13 protein-coding genes and 3 pseudogenes are annotated in these 21,530 nt (G+C 38.6%); 14 read left to right on the top strand and 2 right to left on the bottom strand.

Going from position 1 to position 21,530, the window contains the following annotated elements:
- The first annotated feature begins 22 nt into the window (after nt 1-22).
- The 11 genes and pseudogenes from CRI9333_RS19970 to CRI9333_RS19925 all read left to right on the top strand — a co-directional run bounded on the left by CRI9333_RS19970 (nt 23) and on the right by CRI9333_RS19925 (nt 12,173).
- A complete protein-coding gene (locus tag CRI9333_RS19970; protein WP_015204975.1) occupies nt 23-247 on the top strand; it encodes a DUF433 domain-containing protein in 225 nt (74 codons plus the stop codon).
- Entirely contained in the window at nt 244-576 is a 333-nt protein-coding gene (locus CRI9333_RS19965) for a DUF5615 family PIN-like protein (RefSeq protein ID WP_015204974.1), read from the top strand. Before CRI9333_RS19970 ends, CRI9333_RS19965 begins: the two co-directional genes overlap by 4 nt.
- Before the next feature lie 68 nt (nt 577-644).
- A pseudogene (locus tag CRI9333_RS28420) lies at nt 645-791 on the top strand (DUF6887 family protein); the annotation flags it as partial.
- Between the two features lie 177 nt (nt 792-968).
- A pseudogene (locus CRI9333_RS19960) lies at nt 969-1,538 on the top strand (Uma2 family endonuclease).
- Between the two features lie 218 nt (nt 1,539-1,756).
- The gene (locus CRI9333_RS19955) at nt 1,757-2,086 is read left to right on the top strand and encodes a hypothetical protein (RefSeq protein ID WP_015204973.1); all 330 of its coding nucleotides are present in this window, start codon (nt 1,757-1,759) and stop codon (nt 2,084-2,086) included.
- Nucleotides 2,087-2,401: 315 nt separating this feature from the next.
- Nucleotides 2,402-3,367, top strand: coding sequence for a TIGR03885 family FMN-dependent LLM class oxidoreductase (locus CRI9333_RS19950; RefSeq protein WP_015204972.1), 966 nt, complete (start codon nt 2,402-2,404; stop codon nt 3,365-3,367).
- A 249-nt stretch (nt 3,368-3,616) separates the two neighbouring features.
- Nucleotides 3,617-5,578, top strand: a complete 1,962-nt coding sequence (locus CRI9333_RS19945; RefSeq protein ID WP_015204971.1) for an alpha-1,4-glucan--maltose-1-phosphate maltosyltransferase — start codon at nt 3,617-3,619, stop codon at nt 5,576-5,578.
- 211 nt (nt 5,579-5,789) lie between these two features.
- On the top strand, nt 5,790-8,300 hold the full coding sequence (locus CRI9333_RS19940; protein WP_015204970.1) for a dynamin family protein: 2,511 nt from the start codon (nt 5,790-5,792) through the stop codon (nt 8,298-8,300).
- Nucleotides 8,301-8,306: 6 nt separating this feature from the next.
- Nucleotides 8,307-9,086 carry a hypothetical protein gene (locus tag CRI9333_RS19935; RefSeq protein WP_015204969.1) on the top strand — a complete coding sequence of 260 codons (780 nt, stop codon included), beginning with the start codon at nt 8,307-8,309 and terminating at the stop codon, nt 9,084-9,086.
- Between the two features lie 11 nt (nt 9,087-9,097).
- Nucleotides 9,098-11,409 (top strand): annotated as a pseudogene (locus tag CRI9333_RS28415) (dynamin family protein).
- 65 nt (nt 11,410-11,474) lie between these two features.
- Nucleotides 11,475-12,173: a hypothetical protein gene (locus CRI9333_RS19925; RefSeq protein ID WP_015204968.1), complete on the top strand. Its 699-nt coding sequence runs from the start codon at nt 11,475-11,477 to the stop codon at nt 12,171-12,173.
- 245 nt (nt 12,174-12,418) lie between these two features.
- Here CRI9333_RS19925 and CRI9333_RS19920 read toward each other — a convergent pair whose 3' ends face one another.
- Together CRI9333_RS19920 and CRI9333_RS19915 are read right to left on the bottom strand one after the other, a co-directional pair.
- On the bottom strand, nt 12,419-12,622 hold the full coding sequence (locus CRI9333_RS19920) for a hypothetical protein (protein WP_015204967.1): 204 nt from the start codon (nt 12,620-12,622) through the stop codon (nt 12,419-12,421).
- A 269-nt stretch (nt 12,623-12,891) separates the two neighbouring features.
- Nucleotides 12,892-13,380, bottom strand: coding sequence for a hypothetical protein (locus tag CRI9333_RS19915; protein ID WP_015204966.1), 489 nt, complete (start codon nt 13,378-13,380; stop codon nt 12,892-12,894).
- Between the two features lie 15 nt (nt 13,381-13,395).
- Between CRI9333_RS19915 and treS the strand changes: the two genes are divergently transcribed.
- From treS to glgX, 3 genes are all read left to right on the top strand, one after another.
- Nucleotides 13,396-16,776, top strand: a complete 3,381-nt coding sequence (treS, locus tag CRI9333_RS19910; protein WP_015204965.1) for a maltose alpha-D-glucosyltransferase — start codon at nt 13,396-13,398, stop codon at nt 16,774-16,776.
- Between the two features lie 275 nt (nt 16,777-17,051).
- Nucleotides 17,052-19,031, top strand: a complete 1,980-nt coding sequence (glgB, locus tag CRI9333_RS19905) for a 1,4-alpha-glucan branching protein GlgB (RefSeq protein ID WP_015204964.1) — start codon at nt 17,052-17,054, stop codon at nt 19,029-19,031.
- A gap of 308 nt (nt 19,032-19,339) precedes the next feature.
- The gene (gene glgX, locus CRI9333_RS19900) at nt 19,340-21,466 is read left to right on the top strand and encodes a glycogen debranching protein GlgX (protein ID WP_015204963.1); all 2,127 of its coding nucleotides are present in this window, start codon (nt 19,340-19,342) and stop codon (nt 21,464-21,466) included.
- Nucleotides 21,467-21,530: the final 64 nt, after the last annotated feature.

Below are 21,530 nucleotides of genomic sequence, written 5' to 3'. Positions count from 1 at the left end.
TGGCTTTATTTAAAGCATTACTATGCAGTACCAAAACATTATTACAATCGAACCTGGAAAGCAAGGTGGTAAACCCTGTATTCGTGGAATGCGGATCACTGTTTATGATGTACTTTCTTATCTTGCTTCAGGAATGACTTACCAAGAAATCCTTGATGACTTTCCTTATTTGACTCAGGAAGATATAATTGCTTGCCTTAGTTATGCGGCTGAACGCGAACGACAAACATTAATAATTCAGTTATGAAATTGTTGTTCGATCAAAATTTATCGCCTCGTTTGATTAATCGTCTTGCTGATATTTATCCAGATTCTCAACACGTTTACTCAATTGGATTGGATCAAGCAGACGATCGCTCATTATGGGAATACGCACGTCAGAATAATTTTACTGTAGTTACCAGAGATTCTGATTTCAGCGAGTTAAGTATTTTGCGAGGTTTTCCGCCCAAAGTCATTTGGATTAGACGCGGTAATTGCTCAACAAATCAGATTGAGGAAATTTTGCGATCGCACAACGGCGAGATCCGTCAGTTTAACGAAGATCCCAACCTGGGAATTTTAGCATTGTATTAAAATTATTGAGTATGAATAAGCCTAACTTTCAAGCAATGACTAGGAAATAATTTCACGCTTATGTTTTAAAGCATCGTGAGGATGTTGAAGTTTTCCATATTTATGTAGACAAACTACATAATGAGGCAAATTGGATTGAAATGCCACCATTAGAGTCTTTAGATGATTTGAATAATTATCCTGAATTTATCGAGACGCTTCATAAACAGGCTTGATTTATATAGGCACAGGCTTTAGCCTCGTGGAATTATGATTAATATAACTAAGCTGTTGTGCCTTTAAATTAAACTGTTGATTCTTATCAAGTGCTTGTAGTGCGAGCGTCCCGCTCGCTAGTAATATTAAATTTAAATGCGTCTTAGCTTATCACTCAATCCTTAAGGCTTTAACTTATGGTTGCCTCTCCTGAACAACCTTACCTCACTCCAGAAACATACCTCAAACTAGAGGAACAAAGCCCTACTAAACACGAATACATTGATGGACAAGTGTATGCTATGGCAGGGGCAAGCGACCCCCATGTTACTATTGGCGGAAACTTGGCTGTTGAGTTACGCAACTATCTGCGAAGTTCAAGCAATCGCGTCTATATGTTCCAGATGAAAGCGTGAATCCAATCTCTCAATCGCTTTTACTATCCTGATGTGATGGTGACTTGCGACCAACGAGATAAAGAAACCCCAAACTATAAAAGATTTCCCTGTTTAATCATCGAAGTTTTATCTGATTCTACAGAAGCATTTGACCGAGGCGATAAATTCTCGGATTATCAAGTAATTCCCACCCTGCAAGAATACGTCTTAATTAATACCAAGCGCCAGCGAGTAGAATGCTTCCGTCGCAATAGTGAAGGGTTGTGGGTATTGCAATCTTATACACCCAAAGAGGAATATTTCAAACTCGAAAGTGTTAAATTTGAGGTCAGCTTGGCAGCACTTTATGAAGATGTAACGTTTGAATAAATTAATTTCATATTTTATCTGTCTTCAGACATATTTTAAAAAAATAAAAATATATCAAGTAGAGGAGAACTATCAAAATTTGATGAGCGTTATGGCATATTTATACAATTAATTGAGTAATTTGATGCAAACTCCTTCCTATGAAGGATAATTTATTTGATGCTTTTTTATAAACTAAGTTCATTAAGTTGAAGTTGTGAAAAAATAAAAGAATAACCATGAATAATCAAAATGAAAATGAAATTAAACAACCAGTAAGCGTAGATTGGCATAGTAAAGACGAGCCAACTGCTAAGGAAAGAAAATTAACAGCAAACCCTGGAGATAGAATTTCCGAGCAACCTGAAACAGTAGAAGAGAAATCCAAGCAGGTAGCGGTAGATTCTCCTGACATCACAGGCGACCAAATCACAGTCCCTACATACTTCGTTGTAGATGAACCAGATGGTGAACAGAAAGCATTGCACCATGTAAAAGATGCTGAAGAAATATCCGATGTAATCAGACAAGCACGAGTGGATGAGAACGGAAATCGGACTTGGCGTTAGTAGTCTAAAATTATTAGCATAAAAATATAAGAGCGAGGCGACAAGTACCTCGCTTTTATAACTTAAGTTAAAGATCTTTATTTATGATTGTGGTGATGAACTTAAGTGGGTGGGCATAAATAAACGTATATTGATTTCCCCAATTACCAGTCCCCAGTCCCCAGTCCCAGCCATCGCAGGTAACGTTTAATTTCACCCACATACTTAGATGGTGTTGTTGCTATCAAGTTTATTCCCTAAGTTAGAGGCGGAAACAGCAATTAGTTAAAAGTGCGATCGCACTCAACGTAACAGTTAAAAATATTATCAACAGTCATGGCAAAAATTGGTTATCACGCTTCACACGAACAATTTAAGCCGAGTGAATTGGTCAAATATGTCCAGATGGCTGAACAAGCTGGATTTACAGCAGCCCTTTCCTCCGACCACTTCCACCCTTGGAGTGAACAGCAAGGACAGAGTGGCTTTGCGTGGTCTTGGTTAGGTGCTGCGATGCAAGCAACTCAGCTTCCCTTTCGGGTTGTCTGTGCGCCAGGACAGCGATACCACCCGGCAATTATTGCTCAAGCTGCTGCCACCTTAGCCGAAATGTTCCCCAACCGCTTTTGGCTGACTGTCGGAAGCGGACAAGCACTTAACGAACATATTACTGGAGATAAATGGCCGCTCAAACAAGAACGCAACGCCCGCTTAAAAGAGTGCGTTGAAATTATTCGTGCTTTATGGAGGGGGGAAACAGTTAATCATCACGGTTTGGTTTCAGTAGAAGAAGCAAAGCTGTATACCCTTCCCGAAACGCCACCTTTAATTATTGGCGCAGCAGTTACAGCTAAAACGGCGGAGTGGTTAGGTAGTTGGGCAGATGGACTAATTACTGTTTCTCGCCCTCCTGAACAACTCCAGAAAGTTGTCGATGCTTTTCATCGCGGTGGAGGAGAGGGTAAACCGATGATTCTCAAAGTGCAGATTTCCTACGCAGCAGATGAAGCAACCGCCCGACAGGGAGCGTATGAACAATGGCGTAATAATGTGTTTAAGAGTGCGTTACTGGCAGAACTACAAATGCCTGCTCAGTTTGAGGCGGCTGGAGAATTTGTCAAACCAGATGAGTTAGATGGGCCAGTTCGTATATCCTCAGAACCTCAAGAGCATATTGAGTGGTTGCAAAAAGATCTGGAAATGGGATTCAGTGAGCTTATATTGCACAACGTTAACCGAGAGCAACAACAGTTTATTGAGGCTTTTGGGGAGAAGGTTTTGCCTGTGTTGCAGAACAGATAAGCTAAGTGCGATCGCTCTAGATTATAAACTCAATAGCTAAAATTCTCAAGCAAATATACCCAAATATATTGCGCCCGCACTCAATACTTAAAAACTTATTTTCCTTTTCTGGTCGGTTAACCCTTCAGACTGATTTATTAGCCGATATTCACAGGTTTAATTTACAGGTGTGAACAGTTAACAGTCAACAGGAAATATTTATCTGGTAACTGTCGTCAGCTAAATCATTAAAAAAAGGAAATATCCCAAATGCTGCCAGCAGAAGGTCGCCGACGAGTTCAAATAGAAGGTATCTCGCCAGAAATTGATGGCGGTCGTTTTCCCATTAAGCGGACAGTAGGAGAAGAAGTCCGCGTAGAAGTGGATATATTTGCAGACGGTCACGACGTTGTTAATGGCGTTGTGCAATACCGTCCTGAAACCTCTTATGAGTGGTCAGAAGTATTACTTACCCCGATTGTTAATGACCGTTGGCAAGCATCATTCACAGTTTCTGAACTTGGGCGTTACGTCTACACGGTACTTGCTTGGGTTGACCATTTTATCTCTTGGCGGCGGGGGATAGCTAAGAAAATTGCAGCAGGGCAAGATGTATCTGTAGATATACTTATTGGAGCGCAATTTGTTGAAGAAGCGAGCGATCGCGCTACAGGTAATGATAGTGTACAGCTAAAAACCTGGGCAGCAACTTTACGTTCTATACAACAAGAAGATGCTGTGATTTTAGAGCAAAAAATTCTGTCACCAGACTTGTTGGCATTAATGAACAAGTATCCTGACAGAAAATATGCAACTACTTACGACAAAGAATTAGCCATTGTTGTAGACCGAGAAAGAGCAAGTTTCAGCACTTGGTATGAACTGTTTCCCCGTTCCTGTGGCGAACCAGGAAAACACGGTACTTTTAAAGACGCACAAGCAAGATTACCTTATATTGCAGACTTAGGATTTGATGTCCTTTATTTACCACCTATTCACCCTATTGGATTTCAATTTCGTAAAGGGAAAAATAACACAACTACCCCTGAACCAGACGATGTAGGAGTACCTTGGGGAATAGGTTCAGAAGCAGGTGGACATAAAGCAATTCATCCAGATTTAGGCAATATTACAGACTTTGAAGAATTTGTTGCCAAAGCTGCTGATTATGGCATGGAAATTGCTTTAGATTTAGCTTATCAATGCTCCCCAGATCATCCTTATGTAAAAGAGCATCCCGAATGGTTTTTGCATCGTCCTGATGGCACAATTCAGTATGCCGAAAACCCCCCTAAAAAATATCAAGATATTTATCCCATCAACTTTGAAACAGAAGACTGGCAAAATCTTTGGGAAGAACTAAAAAGCGTTGTTTTATTTTGGATTGATAAGGGAGTAAAAATATTTAGGGTAGATAATCCTCATACTAAAGCTTTTCCCTTTTGGGAATGGATGATTGGGGAAGTCAAGCGAGATTATCCTCATGTGCTTTTCTTAGCAGAAGCATTCACCCGCCCCAAAGTTATGTATCGTTTAGCTAAAGTAGGTTTTAGTCAATCTTATACATACTTTACTTGGCATAATACTAAGTGGCAACTTACCACATATTTTGAAGAATTAACTTCTTATCCAGCTTATGAGATTTTCCGTCCGAATGTTTGGCCCAATACACCAGATATTTTACACGAATACCTACAACACGGCGGCAGACCTGCCTTTATGATTCGGTTAGCCTTAGCCGCTACTTTAGCAGCAAATTATGGTATTTATGGGCCAGCTTATGAAGTGTGCGAAAATAGACCTGTAAAAGAGGGAAGTGAAGAATATCTTAACTCTGAAAAATATCAAATTCGTGAGTGGGATTTAGATAGCCCTTATACTATTAAGCATTTGATTAAACAGGTGAATAAAATTCGCCGAGAACATCAAGCTTTGCAAAGTAACAAATCACTAAAATTTCATAACACGAGTAATGAGCAAATAATTTGTTACAGCAAACAAACGGATAATTTTAGTGATGTGATTATTGTAGTTGTCAACCTTGATCCCTACAATACTCAATCTGGTGTAGTAAGTTTACAGTTGCATTTGTTAGGTTTGAATCCTTATCAGTCTTATCAAGTGCATGATTTGCTGACTGATGCTTACTATACTTGGGGTGAGCATAATTATGTGGAATTGAATCCTTTTGTTATGCCTGCTCATATTCTCAAGGTTAATCCTATTCGCTAGAAATTCTTACCTTAGCCCCAAAGTTTCATTCTTTCAAATTTCCACACCCTCAAGGGTGGGGAACCATACAGACAAAGCCTGCCTACGCAGGCTTTTATTATGAAACAGGCTATACTTTTTTCAAAATAAATGTAAAGTAATTTAAAGCAAGTGTGATGTATTCCCACATATAAAAGACAATCTTGTTAATATCAAGGGCAATATTAAACAAATGAGTAAGAAAATATACAAAATATTTGAAGATGTAGAAGTTAAGGCAAAACTCCTTGATAAATGCTGGAAAAATTTTTCTACAGAAATATCTCAGCATTTACCGGATACATATCAGCCTGAGATGCAAGAACTCTCTGGTAAATTAGAGGAGGCGCTAACCAAGCTTGGTGATGAACTTCGTAATCCAACTTTGACTCTTGCGACTACAGGAACTACCAGTAGCGGCAAAAGTACTCTCGTAAATTTGCTCTGTGGAGCAGAAATTGTTCCTGTAGCCGTAAGTGAAATGAGTGCTGGGGCAGTCACTATTGAGTACAGTAAGGAAAAGTCTCTCATCATCCATGAAACACCAGGATCATTGTGGGAGTGCGGGGAATGGCAAGGTATTACAGAAGAGAAAATTTATGAACGCTTAAAAGGCGTGATGATAAGTTATATCGACAATAGAGAAACACAACCAAATTTAGCCTGCCCACAATCTACAATTTTTTACCCTTTTAGGCTTTTAAAGGAATCTCAGCTAGAACTGCCAGAAGGAACAAGAGTAAGAATTCTCGATTTACCTGGTTTAGCGTATGTAGGTGATGAAGGGAATGCAAATATTATTAAACAATGTCGAGAAGCTTTGTGTATAGTAACGTACAACAGTTCTGAAACAGATTCACAAAAAGTGAAAAGTTTGTTACAAGAAGTTGTACAGCAGGTTAAAGATTTAGGTGGATCTCCTGCACGTATGCTTTTTGTTCTAAATAAAATTGATGTTTTTAGGGCAGATGGAGATTGGCCAGACCCAGAAAACCGTTTTGTTGAAAAATCAATAAAAAGTATTAAGACTGAATTAACTGACCAATTAAGGGAATACACAGAAGAGATTGAAAATTTACAGGTAGTAAAACTTAGTACATGGCCTGCTCTATTATCCCTTCAGATACAAAACAATGATGAGATTTATAGTGTTGAAGCGTGTACAAAAGCCGACAGCCATTTTAATGGATTAATTAAAGATATATTACAAGACTTGCCACGTAACACACAAAAATGGAATAGACATGACAGAAAGAGAGTTGCTGAAGCCTTATGGAAAAAATCTTATGGAGAAGAATTTCAGCAAAATTTAAAAAACCATATTACTCAAAATTTTCCACAATTAGTTATTCCACAAATTATCGAAGATTTTAATATTACTGCTGGAAATGCGATAACGGAATGGGCTTTACAAACAACAACAGCCATTCTGAATAGTTCAGAAGAACGCTATCAAGAGGAATGCGAAAAAATATCGCATATTAAGTCTGCACTGACAAGTTTTTTAGAAATTAGTGATAGAAATTTAAAAAAGCCTTTTGAAAAACTAGAAACAAAAATTAAACAAGTTCTCGCAGAAACGTCAGATGATGATCCTGTAAATTATATCAGAGAGATAATTACGGAACTCCAGGGCGTTAAACCATATAACGATTTAAAAGAAAAATTATACCCACTTTTTGGGTGGTCTAGTGAATTAAAAAAAGGACTTAAGCAAATATTAGAAGCTGTAGCAAAGTCTTTAGAAACTGGAAGAGTAGACTTAGACAATCTAAATTTTAAACGAGCAAATGTTATACAAGTAAATTTACTGGCAAGGAACTTAAATCGTTTAATTAATTTAGGTTACACAGCTTCTGTTGCGAAAAGCGGTGAAACAAGGGAAGCAAGAACAGATGCAGAGAAAGAGAAACTTAAACAACTCAATGAAGAACTAAATGAACTAGCTTTACACCTAAACATTGTTATAAATGATGTGTTACAGCAAATATGTACCCAAGAATTAAACAGGATTTATCAGTCCGTATCTGAATTGTTTAGTTGCCACTTGTCTTATCTTGAAGAGGGAACAAATGAGAGGGCATCTAATATGGCAATCAAATTTCCTGACTCCCAACTTAGTAAAGTTGAGGATAAACTTGAATTTAAATTTCAGTTTAGAGCGGGATTTACTATTACAAAAGGAACTTACTTGGAAAAAAAAGAAACTCTAGATACGGGATACGGAACAAATCAAAGCCAGATTACGATACAAGAAGCACACCGGAGAAATACTCAAGGAAAATCTGGTTGGGACTGGCTTGGTGGTACGGTTAAAGGATTTTTCAATGACTTTATACTCGAAGGTGTAGTGGAGAAAAAGAAATACATTGACTATACTCCAAGACCTAGTGATAATGGTTTGATCCCTAGTTTAGGAAATTTACTTGAAAACTGGATATTACAGGCTGAAGATGCAGAGGTAGAAATCATTAAGGAAATAACTAAATGGTTATTAAAGCAAATTGATTGTCTAAAAAAAAATGTAGACAAAATCCAGAATGATGTTATTGACCGTTATGAGGAAAGACTTGATAAAGCAAATCAAGAAATTATCATAAGCAACGAAAAAGAAAAAAATGTCTGGCTACCTATGCAGCAAAAAGCTCAAGATTTAGCAAAAGAATTTTCTGGCTTAGGAACCTTCTTAAAAGAGGAGCATTAAAATCTAATGGCAAATGATAACTCAAAAAACCTATACGAGCAAGTTATTAATAATATATATCCTCAAATAAAAGGGAGGCAAAAAGGTCTTTTATATAAGATTATTCAGATAATATTTTGTGAAGAACAATCTTTCAATCAAGAAAAAACGAGGGAAATATGTGATTATTTTGGAATAAGATCTAATGCTGACAAAGACGAAGACAAAGAAATCATTAATAACTTAGTAGATACAATATTGATAAATAATCCAATATCAACACCTGCAAAATGGATAATAAATTTTCAAGGAGAAAATATGGAGTGGATTTTTGTAGCAGCAGCTTTTACATTCGTTGGATTATTTTGGTACAAGCAAAATCTTGAGAAAAACCAGCAGCAAAAAACAAACCCGAACCTTGAAGGAATAAAAGAGCAACCTATTTCCCCTCCAATTTCTGTTGATTTATGTCTTGTCGTTCCAGCATCTATAGCCCGTAATTTCGTAAATAATAAAAAGTTAAGCGTTAATGTGCTAACAAATCTCATAGATAATGCTTCGTATTTATTATGTACTGCTGACTCAAATAAGCAAAATTTAGAACTAACAGATGAGGATATTGCAACTGTAAGTGAACAAAGAGAAGTTTACATCAGAATTGGAATTGATAATGGGAAAAAAATGATTGGGGAGAAAGTCCCATATATTTTAAAAAGCAATCTACCACCTAACGGGGGGACTGTTAAGGAATTAGCCTGTCTTGAATATCTCTCTGTATCTGGTTTAGAAAACTTTAACCGCGTTTAAGAAACATAAAAATGGATTGGAAAACAGCATCTTCTTACTATGAAGCTCGTCTTAGCGATGCTTTAAACGTGCAGCGACACGCGGTTAATTTGGCTATGCTACCCCAAGCCGAAGTTCTTCCTCGCTTAAAAGAAATACTTTTACAAGAAGCAGAACCAACCCGTCGCCAGCTTGAGAGACTCAGAAAGCGGGAATTTCGCATCGCTGTTGTGGGGTTAGAGAAAGCTGGAAAAAGCACCTTTATTAATGCTTGGTTAGAATGCGATTTACTTCCAGCAAAGGGGGGAAGATGTACATTTACAACTACCCAAATTTATTCAGTTGAAAATGAGTCTGAACAAAGACTTGAAGTACAAGCAAGAACGGAAGAAGAGTTTAACAAATTACTAAACGAACTTGAGAAAGCAGGGGCGAAAGAAGACATTAATACTATACGAGTAAATGAAATAACCTTACAACAGGTAAGAAGAGAAGGTAATCTGACTTTTCCATTTACTAGATTAGAAGATATTAGAGAACCATTAAAGAAATATGTTGCAGATGAAAAATATGCTCACGCTGTTTTAGAGGCTAGGCTTTATACTAATAAACTTGCTCAAGCTGAAGGCATTGTTTTTTATGATGTTCCAGGTTTAGATTCAGGTTTAGCAAAGCACGTTGACGAAGCACGAGAAATGCTTTCAGACTGTGACGCGGTGATCTTGGTACAGCGTTTTACTAGCCTCAGAGAAAAAGAGTTAGAAATCATCAAATTCACAGAACTTGGTGATAAAAATGTCACTGTTGCTGACAAGCTTTTGTTTTCTTAAGTCGGATTGATTCATTAGGTAGCCCAGAAGCAGTCAGTACCCATATTGAGGAAGCGTCTCAAGACTGGTTCAAGCGTGCAAAACTTCCACGCGATCGCATTGTACATGGTTCAGCCGGAGCCTATCTAATTTTAAATAATTTAGCTGGAGAACAAACTAAGTTAGAGATTGGGGACGCAAGTAATATCCAAGCTCAGTTGAAAAGATTAACTGGAATCACTGATGAACAAACTTTAAATAAAGATGGCACTGGAATTCCAGAAATAAAAAATCGGATATTTAACTATATTAATACGGAACGAGTAGCTGTGTTAAAAAAAAGATGTGAAACTTCTATTAATAAAATCATCAGTAGCTCTGAAGAAATTTATTATTTAGTTGGTAAACGATATCCCGAAAATCCTGAAGAAGCCAAGCGTTTTGAAGAAGAAAAACGGCGCATTTCATTTACAGAATGGTGGAAAAGCAAATGGGAACAGATTAAAGCCGATTTGCAAAATTTTTATGAATCCTCTGTTGTCAATAAACCTTTAGATAATTTAAATACTAATTCTTCAACTAGCATAGAAAAATTTAAAGAACGTTACCTCCAAACAGTCGCCAGTGAGATGCAAAAGCTCAGAGAGGAAACATTTAGAAAAAAAGATATTATTTTTAATGCTAACTCATATCCTGAGTTTGACGGCATGAAGGTAAATTATGCTTGGCGTGAAGACTTGTACAGCGATATTAGCAAGCTTTTATCTTCTATTGCCCGACAACTTGCTCTGGAATTAAAAGACGAAGCCTTGAATTTAGTCCAATACATGACAAGTTTATTGTGGGGCAGCAAGCAAGTAAAAGAAAGATTGATTGCCAATTCTGAAGATTATTTTTTATCTAAGTTAGAAAATAGTTTAAGCGTGTTGTTTTTACGCTTTGCACGTCCAGTAGCAGAAGTCTTAATTCGTGGCCCAGTTAAAAGTGAAACCCGTAATAGAATCATAGAAAGTCTTGGCGTAGATATCGAAATTGTTGACAATTATTATAATGGTGAAGAACCTGCTTTTCAAGTTCTTAAAAAATATGTTAAATATGGTTCGGATTTACTTTTTAACCCAGAGGTTCGGCAAACAGTTTTAGGAGTATCAGGAGTAGCAACACAACTTTTAGGGGCAGCGACGAAAATTACAATAGATGTTTCTAATCAAATCAGAACTCCGCAAGACGCGGTAATTTTTGAAATTGAAAATGATATTAATGCTTTTGAAGAATATTTGCGTTATGCTATTTTTGAATCTGCTGGTTTTGAGTCATATTGCCTTCAAGAACTCAAAGGGTTAGTGGATAGTTTTAGAGATAAAGAAGGTACTTGGAATGGCGTTGCCCTTAATGAATGGTTACAAGAAAACCCAAGCCTTTTAGCGGAAATACCTGATAGCTTGAAGCCTAAAGAATCAAATTTAGAAGTTAGCGAACGATTGCGTCAACTATCTATTGTTTTAAACAAAACTCATTTTAATGAAGTAGTGTGAACAATAATATTTTGACTAATTCTAGTAAAAACTAATTTAATATTGCTAGTACTGGCTACAAAAACATGAAAATCCCACAATTAGATTCCAATAAAATTCAATTCCAAACTAATCCTACTACTAAATCTCTTGAATTTGGCATTGCCGAATCTTATTTAAGTCAACCCCTCACTACTTATATACAGCGATATACAGGAATCATTAGAGATACGGAATCAGAAAAAATCAATTTAACTAATTTAGTCTTTTCTTTTCAGGATGGAGGATTTGCAGTTAAAGGCGATGTGGAAGTTCAGTTTAGAAAGTTGCTCAGTGAAGCACCAATTCTCGGAAAAGTATATACTCCCTGGATGACTGTTGCTGGTAGCTTTGTTGAAGAACTATCTGTACAAGTAATTGAGAATAAGTTAAACGTTACCCATTCTCAAATTAAATTGAGTACCAATGATAGTTGGTATAAAAAGCTGTTTGAAGAGTTTGTTGTCCCTTATCTTGAAAATGAAGTTGTTAAACAAATTAATGAGCAGCTTTCCAATTTTAATGGTATGAGTCTAGAAGAGCTTGCCTGGAAATATGGTAAAGATGCCTTACAACAAAAAATGAATTTAACCAATCTAAGTGAAGATAAAATGAAGACTGTTTTACAAATGGCTAATTTCACCGTTAACAGATTTGATAGGCTGAAACGCATACAACAACAGTTAGCCAGTAAGCGTGTTAATGCTAGAGTAACTCAAGAGTATTTATGGTTGTCTCTTATTTAAATAGTTATTAAAATTTACGCAAAGCAACACGCGGGCAAGATGCCCGCACTACTGGCGCAAGGGAGAAAAAAGAAATAGATCGAGAAGTTGGATTAATTTAACTATTTTTTAGCTCCAATCAAACTTAATTATCTTTTTTGACATTTCAATCTACTTTTTTTAGTTGCTAGATTTTTTTAACGCAAAGGGCGCAAAGGGAAACGCAAAGGACGCAAAGGGAAATATTAAAATTATGTCTTTTTTAACTATTTATTACGGATATTTGTAATGTTGCCATTAAACCAGTATGATTTACTTTTATCTGGTTTGCAATCAACGCAAGCAGGATGATTAATAATTTTAACTTTAAATTTTCTACTATCAAGCCAGGAAAAACTTTTTAAATCAATCGCCCGCGAACCGATATCAACTGATTTAGAGTCACCTGTTTTTAGATTGATCGCATACATTCTGGAATAACCTTCATTTTGGTCTGCTAAAATAGCATATCGCTCATCTTTAGACCATTGTACCCATTGGGAAGAGCCATATTTACCAGCAGAAGTTCTATATACTTTACCTTGATTTTTATCAATTAAATATAAAGCCCAACATAAACCTTGTGTGTCACAAGCTTGGAAGAAATGAAAGTTGCCAGATTGGGAAGGGTTAGAAAGAATGATATTAGTAGCATAAAATACCGATCCATCACTGCTGTAGCTAACTGGAATTTTGGATATTAAAATTTTCCTTGATGGGATAAGCTACCATCTTTGGCAAATTTCACTTCGTACTCTTCATCTCCAGGCAGAAGTGTTACCCAAGATTGTTTAGTAGAACTAGATTTACTTCTATCTTTTTGATGATTTTCTGGAGTTACTGTTTTAGCTATTTGCTGATTTTGAGAATTTAAAGTTTCAGTTTTTACCTGACTGAGGACGTTACTAGCACAGGATGTAGTCAAACTCAATATTAGAGAAGATCCCAGGAAAGATAGCCAGAGAGATAAGGTTTTCATCGGTTTTTGGTAATACTTCATAGTTTGATGACAAGAAATAGGATCTACACCAATAGTGAGAAGCGATCGCACCTCCTCACTACTTACAATTACAAGGTAAAAAATTTTGGATAACGGAAAATTAGGCATATACAAGCTTGCATCCAGTGGTGTAATAGCTTTTTTATTGGAAAAACTAAACTTCCTGCCTTCCGCCTTTGTTAAAAGCATAAAACTGTAGAAAAAATGCCAATTACATCAAACACCGATCCCCTGTGGTTTAAAGATGCCATCATTTATGAAGTACCTGTCCGCGCCTTCGCTGATAGCAATGGTGACGGTATTGGCGATTTTCAGGGGTTAACAGAAAAGTTAGATTACATCAAAGATTTAGGTGTAACAGCAATTTGGTTGTTGCCTTTCTTCCCCAGTCCCCTCAAAGATGATGGCTATGATATTGCTGATTACACCAGCGTTAACCCGATTTACGGGAATTTAGAAGATTTTCAAGATTTTGTCGATGCTGCCCATAAACGCAACATTCGGGTAATCATCGAGTTAATTGTTAACCATACTTCCGATCAGCATCCTTGGTTCCAAAGGGCGCGGAAAGCCCCTCCAGGTAGTACAGAACGAGATTTTTACGTTTGGAGTGATACACCAGAGAAATACCCTGGTGTGCGGGTTATTTTCCAAGATTTTGAGCATTCTAACTGGACTTGGGATGGAGTAGCTAAAGCGTATTATTGGCATCGCTTCTACTCTCACCAACCAGATTTAAATTACGACAATCCAGAAGTCCAACAAGCTGTCTTTGAAGTACTAGATTTTTGGTTGGCGATGGGCGTAGATGGGCTACGCATGGATGCAGTACCTTATCTATATGAAAGAGAAGGAACTAACTGCGAAAACTTAGCGGAAACTCACCATTTCCTCAAGCAACTACGCCAACAGGTAGATGCCAAATATCCTGACCGGATGTTGTTAGCCGAGGCAAATCAATGGCCTGAAGACGCGGTGCAATATTACGGTGATGGGGATGAATGTCACATGAACTTTCATTTTCCCTTGATGCCGCGCTTATTCATGGGATTGCAAATGGAAGATAGCTTCCCAATTATTGATATTTTGCAACAAACTCCCCAAATTCCCGATAACTGTCAATGGGCGTTATTCCTGCGTAACCATGATGAATTAACTCTAGAAATGGTTACGGATGAAGACCGAGATTATATGTATCGCGTCTATGCAGAAGATAGAGACGCAAGATTAAATTTGGGTATTCGTCGCAGGTTAGCACCATTGATGGGGAATAACCGCCGTCGGATTGAGTTAATGAATAGTTTGTTGCTGTCTTTACCTGGAACTCCGGTAATTTATTACGGCGATGAGATTGGCATGGGGGATAATATTTATTTAGGCGATCGCAACGGTGTGAGAACCCCGATGCAATGGAGTGGCGATCGCAACGCTGGTTTTAGTCGCGCTAACCCCCAAAAACTGTTCTTACCAACAATTTTTGACCCCGAATACCACTACGAAGCAATTAACGTCGAAGCACAAAGAGCAAATACTAACTCTCTCTGGTGGTCGATGAAACGTTTAATTGCTACAAGAGAACGTTATCAAGCATTTGGGCGCGGTACATTTGAATTCCTTTATCCAGAAAACCGCAAAGTATTAGCCTTCTTACGCACCTATCAGGGAGAACATATTCTGGTAGTTACGAATTTGTCCAGGTTTGTGCAAGGTGTAGAATTAGATCTATCGGCATTTAAAGGTGCAAAACCTGTAGAAATTTTTGGTCGTACAGAGTTTCCAGCTATTGGTGAATCGCCTTATTTCCTCAGTCTTGCGCCTCACGCCTTCTACTGGTTTACCCTACAACTGCAAGATGTAGATCTGCGATATGGACAACCACAAGCACAACTGCCAACTATAGCAGTTAGAGACAACTGGCAGAATATTTTTGATAAAGAATCAAGAGCAACACTAGCCTCAGTTTTACCTAATTATCTGCAAAATCGTCGTTGGTTTGGCGGTAAAGCAAGAACAATTCAAACCGTAGAAATTACCGAAGTAATTCCAGTATCTTACCGAGATACTCAAGCTTTTATTACTTTTCTCCACCTAGATTACACAGAAGGGCTACCAGAAAATTATGTCCTGCCCCTTGCCTACGTTAGTGTTAGCGGTTCTCAACAGGAACATCAAGATGGTGAACATCAAAGCAGTTCCCGCAACATTCCTAACGATCAAGTAGTTGCTCAAATTAGAATTCAAGCAACAAATGAAATTGGGATGTTGTTTGATGCTGTAGCGGAAAAAGACTTCTTAAACTTCCCATTAGAAGCTTGCGCTAAATCACAGCGTTATAAAGGTGAGGTTGGTGAATTATTAGCAAGTTCGACTGATGGATTAAGCAAAGGAGAAATTAATTTTTCACAACTTCAACCGCATCTATTAAAAGGAGAACAAAGTAATACATCAGCTATCTATGGCGACCAATTTATTCTCAAATTCTTCCGTAAAATCGAGGAAGGCATCAACCCAGATTTAGAAATTGGACGCTTTTTAACAGAAAAGACTAACGCCGGAACATTACCCTTACCTGTACACTTTGCACCAGTTGCGGGAGCTTTAGAATATAAAAGTCAAGGCAAGCAACCGATTTCCATCGGCATCATTCATAAATTTGTCCCTGACACTAGAGATGCTTGGGCTTTTACCCTAGATAGTCTGCGGAACTATTTCGAGCAAGTGATGGTTAAGCAGCTTGATATTAGTGACGTAGAACTACCAACACACCTATTTGGATCTCATGCAGTAGCAGAAATTCCAGAATTAGCTCACGAACTAATGGGTTCTTATCTAGCTAATAGTGCAATTTTAGGTCAACGCACAGCAGAATTGCATATAGCTTTCGCCTCAGATCCAGAAAATCCTGATTTTGCCCCAGAACCGTTTACCTCATTTTACCAACGCTCAATATATCAATACATGAGGAACTTGGCGGGGCGAGTTCTAATATTACTCAAAAAGCAACTACCACATCTGCCAGCAGATACGCAACCACTAGCACAGACTCTCCTCAACCGTCAAGAGATATTGATGGAACGCTTCCGAGCAATTGTGGATCTCAAAATTACCGGAATGCGTACTCGTTGTCATGGCGACTACCATTTAGGGCAAGTTTTATACACGGGTAAAGACTTCATCATTATTGATTTTGAGGGAGAACCCGCACGTACAATAAGTGAAAGAAGGATGAAGCGATCGCCATTACGCGATGTCGCTGGAATGCTGCAATCATTTAATTATGCTGTAACTGTTGCGCTGCGTAATGAAGTAGAAAGTGGGATGATTCGTCCAGAAAGCCTTACCGAAATGGAACAATGGGCGCAGTTTTGGTTTGCTTGTGTAAGTACAGCTTTCCTGAAGAGTTATTTAGAAACCGCAGAGAATGCTGCCTTTTTACCTCAATCTCACCAAGAATTACAAGTCTTGTTGGATGCGTATGTATTGGAAAAAGCCGTTTACGAGTTAGGTTATGAACTTAATAACCGTCCTGAATGGGCAAGAATTCCACTAGAGAGGATTTTAGAACTCTTGGAATTTTTGCATTAAGAGATTTTAACCGCAGATGAACGCAGATAAACGCAGATGTAAGCGTAGGTTGAGCGCAGGGTAGCAAGAGATTTACACAGATGAGATAACTGCAAGCAGTTTAATTATCTAATAAATTGTGCGTAGGCGTAGCCCGTCGTAGACATCGCACAAATCCATCATCATCACCACTGGACACAAAGCAATTTAATCATCAACTACATCTGCGTTCATCTGCGTGCATCTGCTTTCATCTGCGTTCCCCTCACAACCTTAAACACTCAGAAAATAAACTTATGATTGCAACATCAACAATCACCAACGATATCACATTAATCACCAACGATGACCTTTACCTCTTCAACGAAGGGTCACACTTCAACCTCTACGAAAAACTAGGTTCTCACCCAATCACACACAACGGCGTTGCAGGAACCTACTTTGCTGTTTGGGCTCCAAACGCCGTTTATGTATCTGTAAAAGGTGACTTTAACGGCTGGAATAAAGATAGCCACCCCCTAAAACTCAAAGAAAATTCCGGCATTTGGGAAGGCTTTATTCCTGGGATTACTAACGGCAATATCTACAAATATCACATCGTTGGTCATAACGGTTACGAAGTAGAAAAAGCCGACCCCCTGGCGAAAGCTTACGAACTTCCACCTAAAACTGCCTCAGTAGTTTGGGATAGTGAATACACCTGGAATGACTCCGAATGGATGGCAAAACGCCATCAACACAATACTTTAAATGCTCCTATTTCCATCTACGAACTGCATTTAGGTTCTTGGATGCGGGTTCCTGAAGACGGAAATCGTTCTTTATCCTATCGAGAACTTGCGCCCAAACTAACTGAATATATCCAAAAGATGGGTTATACCCACGTAGAATTGATGCCAATTACAGAACATCCATTCTATGGTTCTTGGGGTTATCAAACAACAGGTTATTTTGCGCCTACCAGTCGCTATGGAACTCCCCAAGATTGTATGTATTTGGTGGATTACTTGCACCAACACGACATTGGGGTAATTTTAGATTGGGTTCCTTCTCACTTCCCTACAGATGAACACGGAATCGGATATTTTGACGGAACACACCTTTATGAACATTCCGATCCGCGTCAAGGATATCATCCAGATTGGAGTAGTTCTATTTTTAACTACGGACGGCACGAAGTTAGCAGTTTCTTAATTAGTAGTGCCTTTTTCTGGTTAGATAAATGTCACATTGACGGGTTGCGCGTGGATGCAGTTGCTTCCATGCTTTACCTCGACTACTCCCGCAAACATGGGGAATGGATACCAAATCATCACGGCGGTAATGAAAACTTAGAAGCGATCGCATTTCTCCGTCGTTTCAATCAAGCAGTATATCACCGCTTCCCCGATGTTATGACTATTGCTGAAGAATCCACTTCTTGGTCAATGGTATCTCGCCCAACTTATCTCGGTGGGTTAGGTTTTGGTTTTAAATGGGATATGGGTTGGATGCACGACTCTCTTAATTACCTGAGTGAAGATCCGATCCACCGCAGATATCATCATAATAACTTGACTTTTAGGATGATGTATGCTTACAACGAAAACTTTGTGATGCCATTGTCCCATGATGAAGTAGTACATGGTAAAGGGTCACTAATTGACAAAATGCCAGGAGATTACTGGCAAAAATTCGCTAATTTGCGATCGCTATTTGGCTATATGTACGCTCAAGCTGGTAAAAAGCTACTATTTATGGGTGGCGAATTTGCTCAATGGCGAGAGTGGAACCACGACACCAGCTTAGACTGGCATTTATTAGAAAATCCTCAGCATTCAGGATTACAAAAATGGGTTGCCGATCTCAACCGAGTTTATGCTCAAGAATTAGCACTGCACGAACTAGATTGTCATCCTGCTGGGTTTGAATGGATTGATTGTAACGATTCCCAAAACAGTGTGATCAGTCTACTTCGTAAAAGTAGCATTCAAGTATCAGGAGTTAAAGGTGAAGTATCACCAACTCAATTAGAACCTCAACAGTGGAACCCCAATCCTGTAGGAACTGTATTAGTAGTTTGTAACTTTACTCCCTTACCCCGTTACAACTACCGAATTGGTGTTCCTGCAAGTGGTAATTGGCAAGAATTACTCAACAGTGATGCTACTGAATATGGCGGTAGTGGTTTAGGAAACTTGGGTGGAGTACAAGCAGACGAAATTGCTTGTCACGGGCGACCATATTCTATCAATATCACTTTACCACCTCTGGCGGTTGTGTTCTTTAAGCTGTAGTGCGATCGCTTAAATCAAATTATTTCTGTATCCCCAGATTCAAACTGGGGATTTTTATTCTAAATAAGCATTATTTTATACTAAAATAATCATAGTTATTAAAATTTTTTTAATATATTAATCCGCACGTATTATTTAATACTTTAGATTTACTTCCTTCCTCCCTTGGGATAGAAGCCAAATAGATTTTTAACCATTACATTAATTTTAATTCATAGCGATGTTAATTGATTTATCCAAATTTCATTGAAACCTGGATAAATTGCTCGCCATTAATTATTGTTTTTCGTCAATTCAATCCAATATTTATGCACTTAGAAGTCTGGCCTGGAAATGTCTATCCCTTGGGTTCATATTGGGATGGTAAAGGTACAAATTTTGCTTTGTTCAGTGAAAATGCTACTGGTGTAGAAGTTTGTTTATTTGACAAAGACGGTAAAGAAACACGCCTCTCTCTAACAGAAGTAGATAATCGTGTTTGGCATGGTTATGTACCAGGAGTAACACCTGGACAACGCTATGGATTTCGAGTTCATGGTCCCTACGATCCAGCTAACGGTCATCGTTTCAACCCCAACAAACTGCTAATTGACCCCTACGCCAAAGCGATTGATGGTGATGTCGGCAACGGTTCAGAACTATTTGGCTACTCTTGGGAAGATCCAAATGAAGATTTATCTTTCAGTGAAAGTGATAGCGCCCATTTAATGCCGAAAGCAATAGTAATTGATGAATCATTTGATTGGGAATATGATCGACTACTACGGACTCCTTCCCACGAAACAATTATTTATGAATTGCACGTTAAAGGCTTCAGTAAACTGCAACATAATATGCCAGAAGAGTTGCGTGGTACTTATGCAGGACTCGCACATCCTGCTTCGATCTCTCATCTGCAAATGCTGGGAATTACAGCAGTAGAACTGATGCCAGTACATCACTACTTAGCATATCCAGGGCATCTTGTTGATAAAGGATTGAAGAATTACTGGGGTTACGATTCCATTAATTACTTAGCTCCTTACTCTGGCTACAGCGCCGATAAAACTCCTGGGGGTCAGGTACAGGAGTTTAAGAAGATGGTGAAAACCTTGCACAATGCTGGAATTGAGGTAATCCTAGATGTAGTTTACAACCACACAGGGGAAGGCAATCATAAAGGTCCTACCTTATCACTGCGGGGTATTGATAATGCCGCTTACTATCGCTTGGTAGAAGGTGATTGCCGTTACTATATGGATTTCACAGGCTGCGGTAATTCCTTGAACGTGCGCCATCCGCAAGTTTTAAAGCTAATCATGGATAGCTTGCGTTATTGGGTATTAGAAATGCACGTTGATGGCTTCCGTTTTGACCTAGCATCAGCACTAGCGCGGGAACTATATGATGTAGATAATCTTTCTGCCTTCTTTGATATTATCCACCAAGATCCTGTACTCGCTGATGTGAAATTAATTGCCGAACCTTGGGATGTAGGAACAGGCGGTTATCAAGTTGGTAACTTCCCCTTACTTTGGTCAGAGTGGAATGGCAGGTATCGCGACACTGTACGAGATTTTTGGCGTGGTGCAGATCAAACACTAGGAGAATTTGCCTACCGTTTTACAGGTAGTGCCGACTTGTATCAAACTAATGGGCGCAGTCCTTATGCCAGTATCAACTTCATCACTGCCCACGATGGCTTTTCCCTTTACGATTTAGTTAGTTATAACGAAAAGCACAACGAAGCGAATGGGGAAAATAACAATGATGGCGATAGCCACAACCGTTCGTGGAATTGTGGTGCAGAAGGGCAAACCGATGATCCAGGAATTATAGCTTTACGGGAACAACAAAAACGCAACTTTTTGGTAACGCTGTTTTTATCTCAAGGCGTACCCATGCTGGTATCTGGGGACGAAATGGAACTTACCCACAACGGCAATAATAATGGCTACTGTCAAGATAATGAAGTTTCTTGGCTGAATTGGGAATTTCCAGAACTAAAAGCGGAGCTTTTAGATTTTACTCGTGAGTTAATATTTTTCCGTCGCAAACATCCTGTCTTCAAGCGACGCAAGTGGTTTCAAGGCAAACCTATCTATGGTAAAACCGTCAACGACATTGGCTGGTTTGACCCCAATGGCAATGAAATGGCTGAAGAGCAATGGGATGTGGGATATTCCAAAGCAATTGGGCTGTTCTTGAATGGAGAGGAAATTCCCAGACGTGGTCCCCAAGGTCAACGAATCATGGATGAAAGTTTCCTGCTATTTTTTAATGCTCATTGGGAATTAATTGAGTTTACGTTACCAGTGGTTTTACAAAACAGGGAATGGACTGTTGTAATTGATACGAAAGAACCCCACTTCGTCCAAAACGGGTCTAGTTACAAAGGGAATAAAGCTGTACCAGTTACAGGTAGATCTGTGGTAGTCCTACGTCGTGTTGCTTAAAAGCTATAGCGGGTATTAACAAGATTTAGGCAAATTTATCTCTTGATCATAACAAATTATCTCA

It is taken from the genome of Crinalium epipsammum PCC 9333 (assembly GCF_000317495.1).
Classification (GTDB): Bacteria; Cyanobacteriota; Cyanobacteriia; order Cyanobacteriales; family PCC-9333; genus Crinalium; species Crinalium epipsammum.
The sequence above is the reverse complement of the archived record's forward strand: the minus strand, read 5'-3'. Positions and strand labels throughout refer to the sequence as shown.